The 14,027-nt window shown below is 64.2% G+C and carries 17 protein-coding genes; 9 read left to right on the top strand and 8 right to left on the bottom strand.

What is annotated here, in order from left to right; translation table 11 throughout:
• Positions 1 to 149: 149 nt before the first annotated feature.
• Complete coding sequence (locus NKH99_RS01060; protein ID WP_352540429.1) at positions 150 to 623, top strand: VOC family protein; 474 nt, start codon at positions 150 to 152, stop codon at positions 621 to 623.
• A 171-nt stretch (positions 624 to 794) separates the two neighbouring features.
• On the opposite strand, the gene NKH99_RS01055 is transcribed toward NKH99_RS01060, so the two are convergent.
• The 4 genes from NKH99_RS01055 to NKH99_RS01040 all read right to left on the bottom strand — a co-directional run bounded on the left by NKH99_RS01055 (position 795) and on the right by NKH99_RS01040 (position 4,615).
• On the bottom strand, positions 795 to 2,393 hold the full coding sequence (locus NKH99_RS01055; protein WP_502893745.1) for a peptide chain release factor 3: 1,599 nt from the start codon (positions 2,391 to 2,393) through the stop codon (positions 795 to 797).
• Between the two features lie 83 nt (positions 2,394 to 2,476).
• Entirely contained in the window at positions 2,477 to 2,839 is a 363-nt protein-coding gene (locus NKH99_RS01050; protein WP_352540430.1) for a hypothetical protein, read from the bottom strand.
• 260 nt (positions 2,840 to 3,099) lie between these two features.
• Positions 3,100 to 4,017, bottom strand: coding sequence for a haloalkane dehalogenase (locus NKH99_RS01045; RefSeq protein WP_353012090.1), 918 nt, complete (start codon positions 4,015 to 4,017; stop codon positions 3,100 to 3,102).
• Positions 4,018 to 4,021: 4 nt separating this feature from the next.
• A complete protein-coding gene (locus NKH99_RS01040) occupies positions 4,022 to 4,615 on the bottom strand; it encodes a TetR/AcrR family transcriptional regulator (protein ID WP_352919329.1) in 594 nt (197 codons plus the stop codon).
• A gap of 116 nt (positions 4,616 to 4,731) precedes the next feature.
• Between NKH99_RS01040 and NKH99_RS01035 the strand changes: the two genes are divergently transcribed.
• A complete protein-coding gene (locus tag NKH99_RS01035; protein ID WP_353012088.1) occupies positions 4,732 to 5,808 on the top strand; it encodes an NAD(P)/FAD-dependent oxidoreductase in 1,077 nt (358 codons plus the stop codon).
• On the opposite strand, the gene NKH99_RS01030 is transcribed toward NKH99_RS01035, so the two are convergent.
• A complete protein-coding gene (locus NKH99_RS01030; protein WP_353012085.1) occupies positions 5,802 to 7,175 on the bottom strand; it encodes an amidase in 1,374 nt (457 codons plus the stop codon). The genes NKH99_RS01035 and NKH99_RS01030 overlap by 7 nt on opposite strands.
• Positions 7,176 to 7,345: 170 nt before the next feature.
• A complete protein-coding gene (locus tag NKH99_RS01025; protein ID WP_352469961.1) occupies positions 7,346 to 7,561 on the bottom strand; it encodes a DUF6356 family protein in 216 nt (71 codons plus the stop codon).
• A 115-nt stretch (positions 7,562 to 7,676) separates the two neighbouring features.
• Between NKH99_RS01025 and NKH99_RS01020 the strand changes: the two genes are divergently transcribed.
• From NKH99_RS01020 to NKH99_RS01010, 3 genes are all read left to right on the top strand, one after another.
• A complete protein-coding gene (locus NKH99_RS01020; RefSeq protein ID WP_353012082.1) occupies positions 7,677 to 8,147 on the top strand; it encodes an Lrp/AsnC family transcriptional regulator in 471 nt (156 codons plus the stop codon).
• Positions 8,148 to 8,231: 84 nt separating this feature from the next.
• Complete coding sequence (dut, locus tag NKH99_RS01015) at positions 8,232 to 8,717, top strand: dUTP diphosphatase (RefSeq protein ID WP_352448498.1); 486 nt, start codon at positions 8,232 to 8,234, stop codon at positions 8,715 to 8,717.
• Positions 8,717 to 9,373 (top strand): HAD family hydrolase, encoded by a 657-nt coding sequence (locus NKH99_RS01010; RefSeq protein WP_352458656.1) that lies wholly within the window; start codon positions 8,717 to 8,719, stop codon positions 9,371 to 9,373. The genes dut and NKH99_RS01010 overlap by 1 nt, the downstream gene beginning before the upstream one ends.
• 33 nt (positions 9,374 to 9,406) lie before the next feature.
• Here the strand turns inward: NKH99_RS01010 and NKH99_RS32715 are convergent, their stop codons facing one another.
• Positions 9,407 to 9,937 (bottom strand): TetR/AcrR family transcriptional regulator, encoded by a 531-nt coding sequence (locus tag NKH99_RS32715; protein ID WP_502899991.1) that lies wholly within the window; start codon positions 9,935 to 9,937, stop codon positions 9,407 to 9,409.
• 11 nt (positions 9,938 to 9,948) lie between these two features.
• On the opposite strand from NKH99_RS32715, the gene NKH99_RS00995 reads away from it, so the two are divergent.
• The 4 genes from NKH99_RS00995 (at position 9,949) to NKH99_RS00980 (ending at position 13,128) form a co-directional block, all read left to right on the top strand.
• The gene (locus NKH99_RS00995; RefSeq protein WP_352818524.1) at positions 9,949 to 10,299 is read left to right on the top strand and encodes an SRPBCC family protein; all 351 of its coding nucleotides are present in this window, start codon (positions 9,949 to 9,951) and stop codon (positions 10,297 to 10,299) included.
• A 77-nt stretch (positions 10,300 to 10,376) separates the two neighbouring features.
• Positions 10,377 to 11,234, top strand: coding sequence for a hypothetical protein (locus NKH99_RS00990; RefSeq protein WP_353012076.1), 858 nt, complete (start codon positions 10,377 to 10,379; stop codon positions 11,232 to 11,234).
• Positions 11,235 to 11,311: 77 nt separating this feature from the next.
• Positions 11,312 to 12,115, top strand: coding sequence for an isocitrate lyase/PEP mutase family protein (locus NKH99_RS00985; RefSeq protein WP_353012073.1), 804 nt, complete (start codon positions 11,312 to 11,314; stop codon positions 12,113 to 12,115).
• A 14-nt stretch (positions 12,116 to 12,129) separates the two neighbouring features.
• Positions 12,130 to 13,128, top strand: a complete 999-nt coding sequence (locus NKH99_RS00980) for a proline racemase family protein (RefSeq protein ID WP_353012070.1) — start codon at positions 12,130 to 12,132, stop codon at positions 13,126 to 13,128.
• Here the strand turns inward: NKH99_RS00980 and NKH99_RS00975 are convergent.
• The gene (locus NKH99_RS00975; protein ID WP_353012067.1) at positions 13,125 to 13,820 is read right to left on the bottom strand and encodes a sulfate transporter family protein; all 696 of its coding nucleotides are present in this window, start codon (positions 13,818 to 13,820) and stop codon (positions 13,125 to 13,127) included. The two genes, NKH99_RS00980 and NKH99_RS00975, sit on opposite strands and share 4 nt — an antisense overlap.
• Between the last annotated feature and the right edge of the window lie 207 nt (positions 13,821 to 14,027).

Here is a 14,027-nt window from a genome sequence, read left to right as displayed (position 1 = left end):
AGCCGGCCCAGACCGTAAAAAAGTCAGAGGTGCTGTCGGATCGGGTCTCGTTCGAGCGTCCTTGGGCAGACGGCGGAACCGGGCATCAATTGCCAGCCAGCCGTTTTGCGAGTGAAAACAAAGCCAAAACCAGCCCGAGGAGCAAGAGAATGCAAAAGATCACCCCCTGCCTGTGGTTCAACGATCAGGCCGAGGAGGCCATGAACCATTATGTCTCCATCTTCAAGAATTCGAAGGTGCTGAGCGTGATGCGCTGGCCCAAGGGCAGCGGCGATAATGAGGGCAAGGTGCTGATGGTCTCATTCGAGCTCGACGGCGTTCAGTTCCAGGCGCTGAACGGCGGGCCGCAATTCAAGTTCACCGAGGCGGTCTCGCTCTCCATCGACTGCAAGACGCAGGAAGAGGTCGACTATTTCTGGGACAGGCTCATCGCGGGCGGTGGCCAGCCCAGCCAGTGCAGCTGGCTGAAGGACAAATTCGGCCTCTCCTGGCAGGTCGTTCCCGAGCAGCTGCCCAGGCTGCTGCTGGACGCCGACAGGGAAAAGGCCGGCCGCGTGATGCAGGCGATGATGCAGATGAGCAAGATCGACATCGCCAAGATCGAAGAGGCAGCGAAAGGGTGAACGAACGCGATCTTGCCTTCTCCCCCTGTGGGAGAAGGTGGATCGGCGCGAAGCGCCGAGACGGTTGAGGGGTGTGGGACGGAATGAGACGTTGGTGTTTTCTGGAACACCCCTCATCCGTCGCCTTCGGCGACACCTTCTCCCACAAGGGGAGAAGGGAAAACCAACAGCTCAAGCCGCCCTGTCGCGGACCTGATAATCCTTGACCGCGGTGAAGCGGATCGCCTTCCAGCGCTCGGCCTCGTAGTTGAGCGAGAAGGCGTGCTGGGCGAGGAACACCGGATCGTTGTCGAGATCGCGCGCGATGTCGCCGCGATGCGCCTCGATGAAGCGCTGGAGTTCGGCCCTGTCGTCGGCCGATATCCAGCGGCAGACGGAAAAGCGCGACATCTCGAAATCGACCGGCAGTGTGTATTCGAAGTTTAGCCGCTCCTTCAAGACGTCGAGCTGCAGGGCGCCGACGACGCCGACGATGGCTGGCGAGCCGTCCTCCGGCGAGAACAATTGCACGACGCCTTCCTCGGCCATCTGGTGCAGTGCTTCCTTGAGCTTCTTTGCTTTCATGGCATCGCCGAGGCGAACGCGGCGCAGGATTTCAGGCGCGAAATTCGGCACACCGCGAAACAGGATCTCCTCGCCTTCGGTCAGCGTGTCGCCGATGCGCAGCGTGCCGTGGTTGGGGATGCCGACGACATCGCCGGCGAACGCCTCGTCGGCCGTGACGCGGGTGCGGGCGAAGAAGAATTGCGGTGCCGACAGGCTCATCGGTTTTCCCGTGCGCACCAGCTTGGCCTTCATGCCGCGCTCGAGCTTGCCGGAGCAGACGCGGACGAAAGCGATGCGGTCGCGATGGTTGGGGTCCATATTGGCCTGGATCTTGAAGACGAAGGAGGTCATCTTGTCCTCGGTCGCCTCGACCTTGCGGCTGTCGGCCTCCTGCGCGCGCGGCGGCGGCCCGTAGGCGCCGAGCGCCTCGATCAGGTCGCGCACGCCGTAATTGCGCAGCGCCGAACCGAAATAGACCGGCGTCAAATGGCCCTCGCGGAAGGCATCGAGGTCGAGCGGGCGACAGGCCGCGCGCGCCAGTTCCAGCTCCTCGATGAAGGCCTCGCGCTCGTTCTCCGGCAACAGGCCGGCGACGCGGTTGGAATCGGGTCCATTGACCGGCGTGCGCTCCTTTTCGGCGTCGCCCTTGCGCACCGCGTTCAGCGCCAGATGGTAGGTCCCGGAAAAGGTCTTGCCGCGGCCGATCGGCCAGGTGATCGGCGCTGTATCCAGTGCCAGCTTCTGCTCGATCTCGTCGAGGATGTCGAATGGGTCTCGGCTTTCGCGGTCCATTTTGTTGACGAAGGTGATGATCGGGATGTCGCGCAGCCGGCAGACCTCGAACAGTTTCAGCGTGCGCGGCTCGATGCCCTTGGCGGCGTCGATGACCATGACCGCGCTGTCGACCGCCGACAGCGTGCGATAGGTGTCGTCGGCGAAATCCTCGTGGCCGGGCGTGTCGAGCAGGTTGAAGACGGTGTCCTCGTATTCGAAGGTCATCACCGAGGTGACCACCGAAATGCCGCGCTCGCGTTCGATCTTCATCCAGTCCGAGCGGGTCTGGATGCGGTCCTTCTTGGCCTTGACCTCGCCGGCAAGCTGGATGGCGCCGCCGAACAAAAGCAGTTTTTCGGTGAGCGTCGTCTTGCCGGCGTCGGGGTGGGCAATGATCGCGAAAGTGCGGCGGCGCGATACCGCTTGTTCGATGTCTTCAGCCAATTTCATGGAATCCTGTCTGTGGCGCGGGCTTCTAGCAGCGCTTTTCCAGCCTGTCGAACGGAAACACCGCTGATACCCCGGCAGCAGGTTCAGTCTCTGACGATAGCCGCCTGCGTGACCGAGCCAACGTCATCCAGGCGCATAACCAGCCATTCAGAGTCGATCGAAAAAAATCCTCTTTCCGAACCAAGAATATAAACCAGACTCCAGTCCTCGAAATAGTCCGTCTTCGGCGGCTCGCCGAGCATGGCAACAACTTCTGCCCGCGATTTCCCAACCAACGCCCCGGTCAGCACCAAACCGTCAGCGATCCGATGGCGTTTATGCAAAGGATCCAGCCAGTTGTCGTCCTGCCACCAAGATCGAACGAACGGCAGCGGGCCAAAGAAGACGGCATAGACAATGGCGGCTCCGGCTGCAGCAAAAACCAACCCTTTTATCCAGCGGCGCAAATGACCCTCATGTGATTGAGCTGAACGTTTCCAGTGAGGCGATCGTCATCGACCCGCTTCGAGAGCGGTCCCGGCAACGCCCTTGGTAAGTCTGTAGCATGGTGGCAATGAGGGCAAGAAGTCCTGGGCGTTTGAAGGTACACGGCCGTGAGCAAGAACATCATCGTCATTGGATCCGGCATCATTGGCGCCTCCATCGCTTGGCACCGGCAGAGCTAAGCTGTCGACCTCTCCGGCTGCCGCCGGTTCACGTCCCGACGTCAGGCCGATTCGGTCGCTCGGCTCTCGAAGGCCACCTCCGGAATCCACTCGGCAATTGTGGCGCCGATCCTGTCGGCATGGTCCTCCTGTAGATAATGCGCGCCGGGTCCGAGATCGATCAACCGGCAGTTCTTCAGGCCGGCCGCGAATTCCCGTGCCGCATGCGGCGAGACGAGGGCCCCCGGATCGCCTGAGAAAAGCAGCTTCGGGTAGGAGGAGAGCCGGAGCGCCCGATGGTCGTGCTCGCTGATGGCAGCGACATCGGCGGGCTGGCCTTCAATCGGCAGGTCGCGCGGCAGCCGCAGGATCGGCTTGCGCGATTGGGGCGTCGGGAACGGTGCCCGGTAGGAGGCCATTTCCTCATCGCTCATCGTGCGCAGCACCGCAGCCGGAAGCACCTTTTCGACGAAGACGTTGTCTTCCAGGACAAGCTTCTCACCGACGCCAGGCGTGCGCATTGCCTTGAACAATTCGCGCGCCTGCGGACGCTGGTGAAAATCGTCCCAACTCTCGAAGGGGCGGATGAATTCCATGAAGGCGAGGCCGAGGATCCGCTGCGGCCGCCGGGCCGCGAGATGGAAGGCGAGCGCGGTGCCCCAGTCCTGCGCGACGACCACCACGTCAGTGATGCCAAGCGTCTCGATGAAGGCGTCGAGATAGCGGATGTGGTCGAAGAAGCGATAGTCGATGTCCGGCTTGCCGGATTGGCCATAGCCGATCAGGTCGGGCGCTATGCAGCGGCCGCGCGGCGCCACATGCGGGATGATGTCGCGCCAGATGTAGGACGACGTCGGGTTGCCGTGCAGGAAGAGCACAGTCGGACCGGCAGTACCTGCCTCGACATAGGAGATGGTGGAATCGAGTACCGCGACTTGCGAGCGCGGCAACATTGTGCGCTTTTCGAGTTTCGGGTTCATCGGATCAGCTCCTTTTTTTTGCGAAGACTGTTTTGAAGACGATGTTCTTGAAACGCTCGAGCGGTTCGGGACTGCGCTCCACCTTCATGCGCAGCATCGCGCCTTGCCAGGAACTCAACAGGAAATCGGCGAGGTCCTCGGCATCGAACGCGTCGGTGATGTCGCCGGCCGCCTGGCCCTCGGCGATGCATTCGGCGAAGGGCTTGCGCCAGCGTTCGAAAATGGCGACGAGTTGCAGCCTCAGCGCCTCGCTGTGAGCCGCCGTCTCGAGGCTGAGATTGCCGATCATGCAGCCCCGTGCCCAATCATGCGCCTCCAGCTTCGACGTGATGATTTCGAGATAGCGGCGCAAGCGCCCGACCGGGGGCGTGCCGTCCCGGGCGAGGGCCTGCTCCACCAAACCGCTCACATAGGCGAAATAGCGGTCCAGCACCTCGCCGGTGAACGCCTCCTTGGAGGCAAAATGATTGGTGAAGGACCCCGGGCGGGCATCGGCCGCGGCGACGATGTCGCGTACGCCGGCGGACGAATAGCCGGAATTCCAGATGGTTTTGAAACCGGCGTCGAGAAGTTTTTCGCGAAGTGAATGTCTGGCCATATTGAGACAATACGTACGTACGTATTAAAGTCAAGAGAATATTTGATACCGTGCGCACTTGGCAGAACCCACGGGCAATGGCATCGCAGTGGGGGCGTCGGAACGAGGAGTGAAGCATGACAGCGGCGAAACAAGTCATCGTCATCGGCGCCGGCATCATCGGCGCCTCCATCGCCTGGCACCTGGCCAGGGCCGGGGCAAAGGTGACGGTCATTGCCGGGAGCGGCGCCGGCGGCATCGCAACACCGAATTCCTTTGCCTGGATCAATGCCAGCTGGGGTAATCCGGAGGTCTATTTCCGGCTGCGCATTCGGTCGATGGCCGAATGGACGCGACTGGCGAACGAGGTGCCCGGCATCCCGTTGCAATGGTGCGGTGGCTTGTGCTGGGACCTGCCGCGTGCCGAACTTGAGGCCTATGCGGCCGAGCACGCCGCCTGGGGCTACGGCATCGAGCGTGTCGACCGTGCCGGAGCGGCGCGCATCGAGCCCAATCTGACCGAGCTTCCCGATTTCGCCCTTTATGTGCCTGGGGAAGGCGTTGCCGAGCCGGTCGCTGCCACGCAAGCACTGCTGGTTGACGCCGAGCGGCGCGGCGCGCGGCTGCTGACGGGAGTTACCGCGACCGCTCTGGTGCAAGCCAACGGCAGGATTGCCGGCGTCGATACATCCGGCGGGCGGATTGCTGCCGACGAGGTGGTGATCGCGGCCGGAGCCGGCTCTCCGGCAATCGCTGCCACAGCCGGGATAGAACTGCCGATCGAAACGCCGCCCGGCCTGATCGTGCATTCGCGCCCCTACGAAAAGCTGCTCAATGGCCTGGTGATCGGCGACCGCCTGCATATGCGCCAGACGGCGGAAGGCCGCGTCATCGCCGGCTCGGATTTCGGCGGCGCCGATCCCGGCATGGATGCCCCGGCCACCGCCCGCGACCTGTTTGCGGCGATGAAGGCGATGCTGCGCGGCGCGGATGGGCTGGAACTCGATTTCCACACCATTGGCTACCGGCCGACCCCGGTCGATGGCTTTCCGATCATAGGCCGCGCCGAAGGCACGAGCGGCGTCTATGTTGCGGTCATGCATTCCGGCATCACGCTGGCGCCGGCCGTCGCCCTGTTCGCCGCCCGCGAAATCCTCGACGGCGAGCGCGATCCGCTGCTTGATCCCTACGGACTGGCGCGGTTTACTCAATAACCGGGCGGGCGGCGAAAGCCGCCGGCCAGCGGCTCGATTGCCCTGGCGATCCCGAGCAGGCGCCGCTCCGACCAGCGTTTGCCGACAAGCTGTAGTCCGATGGGCAGGCCGTCGCGATCTTGTCCGCAGGGCAGCGACAGTGCCGGATGGCCGCTGTAGTTGAACACCGCGCCATAGGCCGGCAGCATCCAGTAGCTTTGCGTCTTGCCGTCGACCCCGATCGGCGTTCCCGGCTCGCAATGCGGGAAGGCGGTGGCCATGGCGACCGGGCACAGCAAGGCGTCGCAGCCGTCGAAGAACCGTTCCCACGCCAGGATGGAGCGGTCGCGGCGGGCGAGCGCCTCGAACCAGCGCGAGACCGGCGTCGGCTTCTCCGGTGGTTTGGGCTGCGCCGCCTCCAGCATCATGCCGATCAGCGCACCGCCTTGTGCTAGGTCGTCGTGCAGGTCAAGCTCCGGCAATTTGGCATCCTCGACGATGGCGCCTGCCGACTGAAGCTCCTTTGCCAGACTTTCGACCGCCGCGCTGATCTCGCCGGCCACCGGAAAGCCCGGAAAGGACGGCGCGACGGCAATGCGCAAATTTCTGAGATCCAGCTCCGGCATGGTTTCGACCGGTACCGGCGCAAGGTCGGTATCGCTTCCATCCGGCCCGGCAATGAGGCCGTAGATCAGTGCCAGGTCCTCGACGCTGCGCGCCAGCGGTCCGAGGCAGGACATCAGCCGCACGCTGCGCGGCGCCCCGCCCGGGTCGGGGAAGGCGCCGGCGAGCGAGACGCGGTGCTCGGTCGGCTTGAGGCCGTAGACGCCACAAAAGGCGGCCGGCAGCCGGATCGAATCCTGCATGTCGGTGCCGACCTCGAACGGCGTCATACCAGTGCCGAGCGCCGCCGCCGCACCGCCGCTGGAGCCGCCGGCGGTGTGCTGGAGCTTCCAGGGGTTGCCGGTGCGGCCGAACAGTGGATTGTCAGACTGCCAGTCACCGAGCATCGTCGCCACGTTCGTCTTGCCCACCAGCACGCCGCCTGCCGCCTTCAGCCGGGCAACGACCGGACTGTCTGCCCTCGGAGCATAGTCGGCGAAGGCCGGGAAGCCGACGGTGGTTCTCATGCCGGCGGTTTCATGCGTGTCCTTCAGTGTGAACGGCACGCCATGCAGCGGCCCAAGGGCCTCGCCGCGCGCCTGCGCGTCGTCGGCCTTGACGGCGCGTTGCCGCGCGCCTTTCCGATCGAGGGTTACGACGGCATTGACCGCCTCATTGTGCCTGTCGATCTGCGCCAGATGCGCGTCCAGCACCTCTATTGCGGAAACCGTACGGTCGCGGATGGCCGCGGCCAGTTTGGTGGTCGAGGAAAAGACGATATCCATGGTGAATGCTCCGGGCTATCGCGCCGCGATCCTCAAAATGGCGGATTGGCGCGTGGATGCAAGCCTGGCTCGGCATTCGACGATGGCGGCGCTTGATCGGGATTGCGCTGCGGGGCCTGTTGAGGGGCGGCGCTGTCCAGCGGCCTCGCCGCGATCGGCACCTCTACGGCTTACCGTCCTCTGTTGTGCGTCCGCTCATAGAGCTCACGGATGATGCCGCTTGCCGTGGTCTCGAACAGAAACGGCAAGAAAGCATGAACGAGCGCGGCAAAGGCCGCCATGAACAATCGCGACGAGAACCATGCGGCGAAAGCCATATGGCCGAAATAACTCTCGCCGACCGCGGCCGGGTGAGAGGTGAAAAGTCTTGCGAGCCGTGCGGTCATGTCGATCCCTCCTGCCGGCATGAAGAGCCGGCGATGAGTATACTGGCATGGGTGTTCGGTTCATCGGTCTCAAATTGTCCTTGTGAAAGGCTGAATTTTGGGACAAACATCCCACATGGCGCCGGAAATCGACGAAATAGACCGGAGATTGCTGGCCGAGCTGCAACGCGACGGCACGCTGTCCGTCGACCAGCTCTCGGCAAGAATATCGCTGTCGCGCAATGCCTGCTGGCGCCGGGTGAAGCGGCTGGAGGAGGACGGCGTCATCACCGGCCGGGTGGCGCTGGTCGATGCCGACAAGCTTGGGCTCGGCCTTTCGGTGTTCATCCTGATCCGCACCTCCAACCACGATCCCGACTGGCTGCAAAGATTCCGAGCGGCGGTGACCGGCTTTGCCGAGATCACCGGCGCTTACCGCATGTCCGGCGATCTCGACTATGTCCTGCGCGCCCGCGTCGCCGATGTGAAGGCGTATGACCGGCTCTATCAACGGCTGATCGCCAAGGTGGCACTATCCGACGTTTCGGCCTCCTTCGTCATGGAGGAGATCAAGGAGACCACGGTCATTCCGATGGAACTGCGCTGAGGCGGAACCGCACTGAAAGAAAGCCGTTGATAGCATTGCCGCCGAGTTGACTGAGCCGGCGTTCGCGACGATAGGATCAGCCTCATGCGCGCAGCACTTTATCCCACCTCCGTCATCGGTCCGGCTGTCGGCTTCGTCAGGCTGCCGCATGGCGAGGGCTTGCCGCTTCCGGCCTATGAAAGCTCGGGCGCCGCCGGCATGGACCTGCGCGCCGCCGTCCCGGACGACAGGCCGCTTTTGATCCTGCCGGGAAAGCGCGCGCTGGTGCCGACCGGGCTGGTCCTGGAAATTCCGGAGGGCGTCGAAGGCCAGGTCCGGCCGCGTTCGGGCCTCGCCTTCAAGCACGGGCTCACCTGCCTCAACACGCCGGGCACCATCGACAGTGACTATCGCGGCGAGGTCAAGGTGCTGCTGATCAATCTCGGCGACGAGGATTTCGCGGTGACGCGGGGCATGCGGATCGCCCAGATCGTCTTCGCCCCGGTGACGCAGGCGACCGTCGAGGAGCGCACATTGGCTGGCGGTACGGCGCGCGGCTCGGGCGGCTTCGGATCGACCGGCACGGCCTGATGAAAATACCCAAGCTCGTCATCTTCGATTGCGACGGGGTTCTGGTCGACACCGAGAACCTGGCCAATCGGCGCCTCGCCGAGTGGCTGACCGCGGCCGGCTTTCCGGCCAGCTTCGAATATTGCCGCAAGAATTTCTCCGGCCGCAGCATGGTCTCGGTGCAGAAGGAAGTCGAGGCGACCGGCGTCAGCCTCGGCGCCGATTTCGTCGAGCGTTGGAACGCCGGCCTGCCGGACCTGTTTGCGCATGGCGTCGAGGCCATCCCCTACGTTCGCGAGTTCATCGAAACCGTGCACGCCGCCGGCATCGCCACCTGCGTCGCCTCGTCGGCACGGGTATCGAAAATGCACATCACGCTCGGTCAGACCGGGCTGCTGCCGCTGTTCGAGCATGCGCTGTTCAGCTCGACCATGGTCTCGCGCGGTAAGCCGTTCCCCGACCTCTTCCTGCATGCGGCAGCGACGATGGGCTTCGCACCCGCCGACTGCATCGTCATCGAGGACAGCGTCGCCGGCACGGCAGCCGGCATCGCCGCCGGCATGCGCGTCTATTCCTACCACGGCGACCCGCTTTCCGACCGCGACGGGCTGATCGAAGCCGGCGGCATCCTGTTCGACGACATGCGTGAACTGGCCGGGCTGGTGCCGATCCACTGATCGCCTTTGCGCAGCCTGCATGCGCGCCCGATCTCAGACCGGGCGCGGCGCCCCAAGTACTCGGTCGACCGTGTCGCGTATGAGACTGCGCAGATTGGCCGGCCTGTCGAGATGACTGACGACAAGGAGGCCGTCGGCCGCCACCGTTAGCGCGTCCGCGGTGCGGTCCGGATCGGGATCTGCGTCGGCGATCAGCAAGTCCCTGAGGGTGCCCCACTTCCAGTGACGATGCTGATCGATCGCCTGGCGAACCGGGCTGCTGGGGTCCGGATATTCAGCAGCGGCGTTCTGAAACGGGCAGCCGCGGTAGCCCGGCTGATCCGCCGCGTCGGCGATGAGATCAAATATGGCAAGGATCATCTGGCGAGGTGGCCGGCCAAGGCTCGCGATTGCCGCCCGTCCTCCCTTGCTGAGCTCCTCGATATAGGCGCGGACGAGGTCGTCCTTGGCCGCGAAGTGATGATAGAACGTCGCCTTGGCAACGCCGGCCTCGGCGATGATGCGGTCGATCCCGACTGCACGGACCCCCTCCAGAGAAAACAGTGCGGTCGCCGTATCGAGGATGCGACGGGACGGTGGGCGACTTCGCCGGCGGCGCCCAACGGATAGCCCCAGGCGTTTTCGTCGACTGCCGGGTGGATGAGGGCGACGTACGGGCCCTTACTTTCGCCGACGGCAAGATTGTGCGAGAGCGGCTCATCGCCCGCGACGAGCAGAGCCGGCGGATCGTGTGGGGATGGCTCGGCGACGAGGTCACCCACGATAATACCTCCATGCAGGTCTTTGCCGAGGGCGAGGGCCGGAGCCGCCTGGTCTGGATCCACGACACTCTGCCCGACGAACTCGGCGCGTGGCTCGCAGCCGCCATGGATCAGCTGGTGCCGGTTTTCCAGCAGACCCTGGCGAGCCAAGCCAAGCCAACATAGTGAGGCAACGCCAGGTGTTTCCTCTTGGTCGCAAAATGCTCTAGCTTGCGCGCGCCCGAGATAACGAGCGCGCGCGCATGACCTTCTCCCTGCTTCGTTTCATCTTTGCCTGCCTGCTGCTGCCCTGTCTTTGGACGACGGCCAGCGCGGAGGCCGTCAGTTTCCCGGAGCTCGGCGGCGCCGTCCCCGGCCACGGCGATGTCACCTATCTCGATCTCGCCAGGATGGTCATTCCCGATCTGGCGGCGGACAAGGACGGCTTTTTCCGAGGTTCGATGCCGATCGAGATGCGCCACATCGCTGGACCGGACTACGACGGCTCGCCGCCGGCGACGTCGGGTCTTTCCAGCGGTGACGTGCTCGACATCAAGACCGGCGGCAAGGACCGGCTGGCGATGCTGCTCGACCTCGGCGACTCGCCTGATAGCGCCGAGGGTTATGCCGTGCTGGCACTCTACGACATCACCGGCAAGCCGGCCTTGCTCGACGCGGTCAATGTTGCCGTCGACCGCAGCACCTACTTTCGCGATCCGGGCAAGCTGTCGATCGGGCCCGGCGATGACGCCATCATCAGCATGAGCATGCATTTCAATTCGAGCCAGGGCTATGGGATCACGCCGCTGGTCATGGTCCGCAACGACAGCTTCGAGCTGATCGACATGATCTATACATTCGACGAAAACCTCTGCACTCATAGGAGGACACAGAATGCGGCGTTCCAGGTGATCGCCGACGGCCAGCCCTATGCAGCCATCAAGGTCACGGTGACCGACGCGACGCTGCCGGGAGAAGAAAGCTGCGACGGCCAGCCGCCGCCAGAGGCGTCTTCGCGCGACATCTCCGTCACCTATCATTGGGACAAAAATGCTTCGCGCTATGTCAAGGATTCCGACGCGCTGGATCGATTGGCAGATGACAACGCCAAACGCTTCTGAGCCAACCGCATTTGTTTGCCCGGCGCCTGCCGCCGGGCTAGAATTTGCCTCACATTCTGCACTGGAGGGGAGCATCCATGGACAAGGGCAAGATTTTTCGCGACCTGCATGCCTCGATCTTCGTCATGGCCAATTCCTGGGACGTCGGCACGACCAAGCTTTTGGCCTCGTTCGGCTTCAAGGCGCTGGCCACGACCAGCGCCGGCTTTGCCTTTTCGCGCGGCCTGCCCGATGGCGCGGTGACGTTCGAGGCGATGATCCATCATTGCCGTGAAGTGTCGGCGGCGACCGGGCTGCCGGTTTCGGCCGATCTCGAAAAGGGCAAGGGCGACAGCGCAACAAGTGCCGGCGAGACCATCTTCGCCGCCGAGGCGGCTGGCCTCGCCGGCTGCTCGATCGAGGACCATACCGGTGAGCCCGACAAGCCGATCTATGATTTTGCGCATGCCGTCGAGCGCGTCGCGGCGGCGGCGGAAGCGGCACGGGCACTGAAACGCGATTTCGTTTTCACCGCGCGAGCCGAGAATTTCCTGTGGGGCAAGCCCGACCTCGACGATACGATCAAGCGGCTGCAGGCCTTCGAGAAGGCCGGCGCCGACGTGCTCTATGCACCGGGGCTGGACGACATCGAGATGGTGCGAACCGTCTGCTCGGCGCTGACCAAGCCGGTCAACGTCATGGCCAGGCCCGGCTTCACCATCGCCGACCTGGCGATGGCGGGGGTAAAGCGCGTCTCGCTCGGTCCGTGGCTGACCAATTTCGCCTTCGGCATGCTGGAGACCGCGGCGCGCGAGATCCAGCAGGATGGCACCTTCGGCTTCACCCGCGCCGCCATGCCGTTCGGCAAGCTGCAGGCGCTGTTTGCCAGACCTTCCGCCTAGGTCGGGCCCGGCAAATGACCCTCACGGTCGTGGACATGCACACCGGCGGCGAGCCGCTGCGGATCGTCACCGGCGGCTACCCCGATATTCCCAAGGGCACGATCCTCGAAAAGCGTGCGTATGTGCGCGACCATCTCGATCATCTCAGAAAGATCCTGATGTTCGAGCCGCGCGGCCATTACGACATGTATGGCGCGCTGCTGGTGGAGCCCGACCTGCCGGGCGCCGATCTCGCCGTGCTGTTCATGCACAATGAGGGCTATTCGACGATGTGCGGCCACGCCATCGTCGCGCTCGGCCGCTACGCCGTCGACGAGCGGCTGGTGGGGCCACGCGAGCCGCTGACGACCGTCAATATCGAGGCGCCATGCGGGCTGATTTCGGCTGCAGTCGAGGTAAGGGATGGCAAGGCCGGCGCGGTGTCCTTCGAAAGCGTGCCGGCGTTTCTGTTCGTCGGCGACCAGCGGATCGAGCTGCCGGGCTATGGTCCGGTCGGCTTCGACATCGCCTATGGCGGCGCCTTCTATGCAGTGGCCGACTGCCGCCAGTTCGGGCTGGAATTTGGCAGGAACCGCGTGCGCGATTTCGTCGATGCGGCGACCGCGCTGACTGACAGGCTGAAGGCCGAATTGCCGCTGTTGCATCCCGACCATGCCGATCTCGCCTTTCTCTACGGCACCATCCTGACCGACGGACAGGATGCGTTCTCCGATACGCCGACCAAAAACATCTGCGTTTTCGCCGAGGCCGAGGTCGACCGTTCGCCGACCGGCTCCGGCGTCACCGCGCGGCTGGCGGCCATGCACGCCAAGGGGCAAATCGAGATTGGCCGGACGCGGCTGTTCGAGAGCATCGCCGGCTCGCGCTTTTCCGGCGCCGTCGTACGCACGGCCACGGCCGGGCCGCATGACGCCATCATCGCCCGCGTCGGCGGCCGCGCCTATTACTCAGGGCGGGCCGAATTTATCGTCGAGGACGACGACGAACTGGGGCGCGGCTTTCTGCTGCGCTAGCTCCCTTCCCGTGCCGAGATCGCCTTGTGCAGATGCACCATCATGGCGGCGGCGAACAGCGGCGTCAGAAGGTTGAGCAGCGGCACGGCAAGAAAAGCAGCAATGAGCAGCCCGGCGAGAAACACCGTGCCGGCATATTTCCTGCGCAGCGCCTTGGCCTCGGCCTCCGGGCGAAAGCGCATGGCGGCGAATTCGAAGAACTCGCGCCCGAGCAGATAGCCGTTGACGATGAAAAAGGCGGCGATGTTGATGCCCGGCACCAGCAGAAGCAGCAGGGCGACGATATTGCCGAGGATGACGACGCCGAAGAACCGGATCGCCAGCACCAGCGAGCGCAACGCCGGCACGGCGCGGCCGGGCGGATCGTTGGGATAATCCGTGCGCTCGACCACTTCGGCGACGTCGTCGAGGAACAGGCCGGCGATGATCGCCGTCACCGGCGCGATGAGCAGCGCCAAGCCCAGCGCAAGGCCGATGCCGGCGACGACGGCGCCCAGCCATCCGGCCCAGGAGGGTAGGGCGGGCAGCCATGCATCGATCCACGGCCAGGCCAGCCATTCGAACAGGCTCTTGATCCCGAACCAAAGCGCCGCCAGCGCCAGCAAGGTCAGCGCCAGCGTCTTCAGGAACACGGAACGGAATTCGGGCGAGAACAGCCGGCTCAAGGCGGCACGGGCGGCGTCGAGGATCACGGCGTTTCCAATTCCATGTCAAACGAGGCCCATGGGCGATATTTCGGGATAGGCGGAGACAGGTCGCGAGACAAGCGCAAACCGCGCGATACGAAGCATCTGTGTTCTGCCCGGATTTATAACTCGCGGCCTAGGCAAAGCCGCATCAAACCGCTAGACCCGCCCGCGCCCGGCGTGGCAGAAAGCCGGTGGGTTTTTGGCGGAGAG

It is taken from the genome of Mesorhizobium sp. M0854 (assembly GCF_040319815.1).
Taxonomy (GTDB): domain Bacteria; phylum Pseudomonadota; class Alphaproteobacteria; order Rhizobiales; family Rhizobiaceae; genus Mesorhizobium.
The sequence above is the reverse complement of the archived record's forward strand: the minus strand, read 5'-3'. Positions and strand labels throughout refer to the sequence as shown.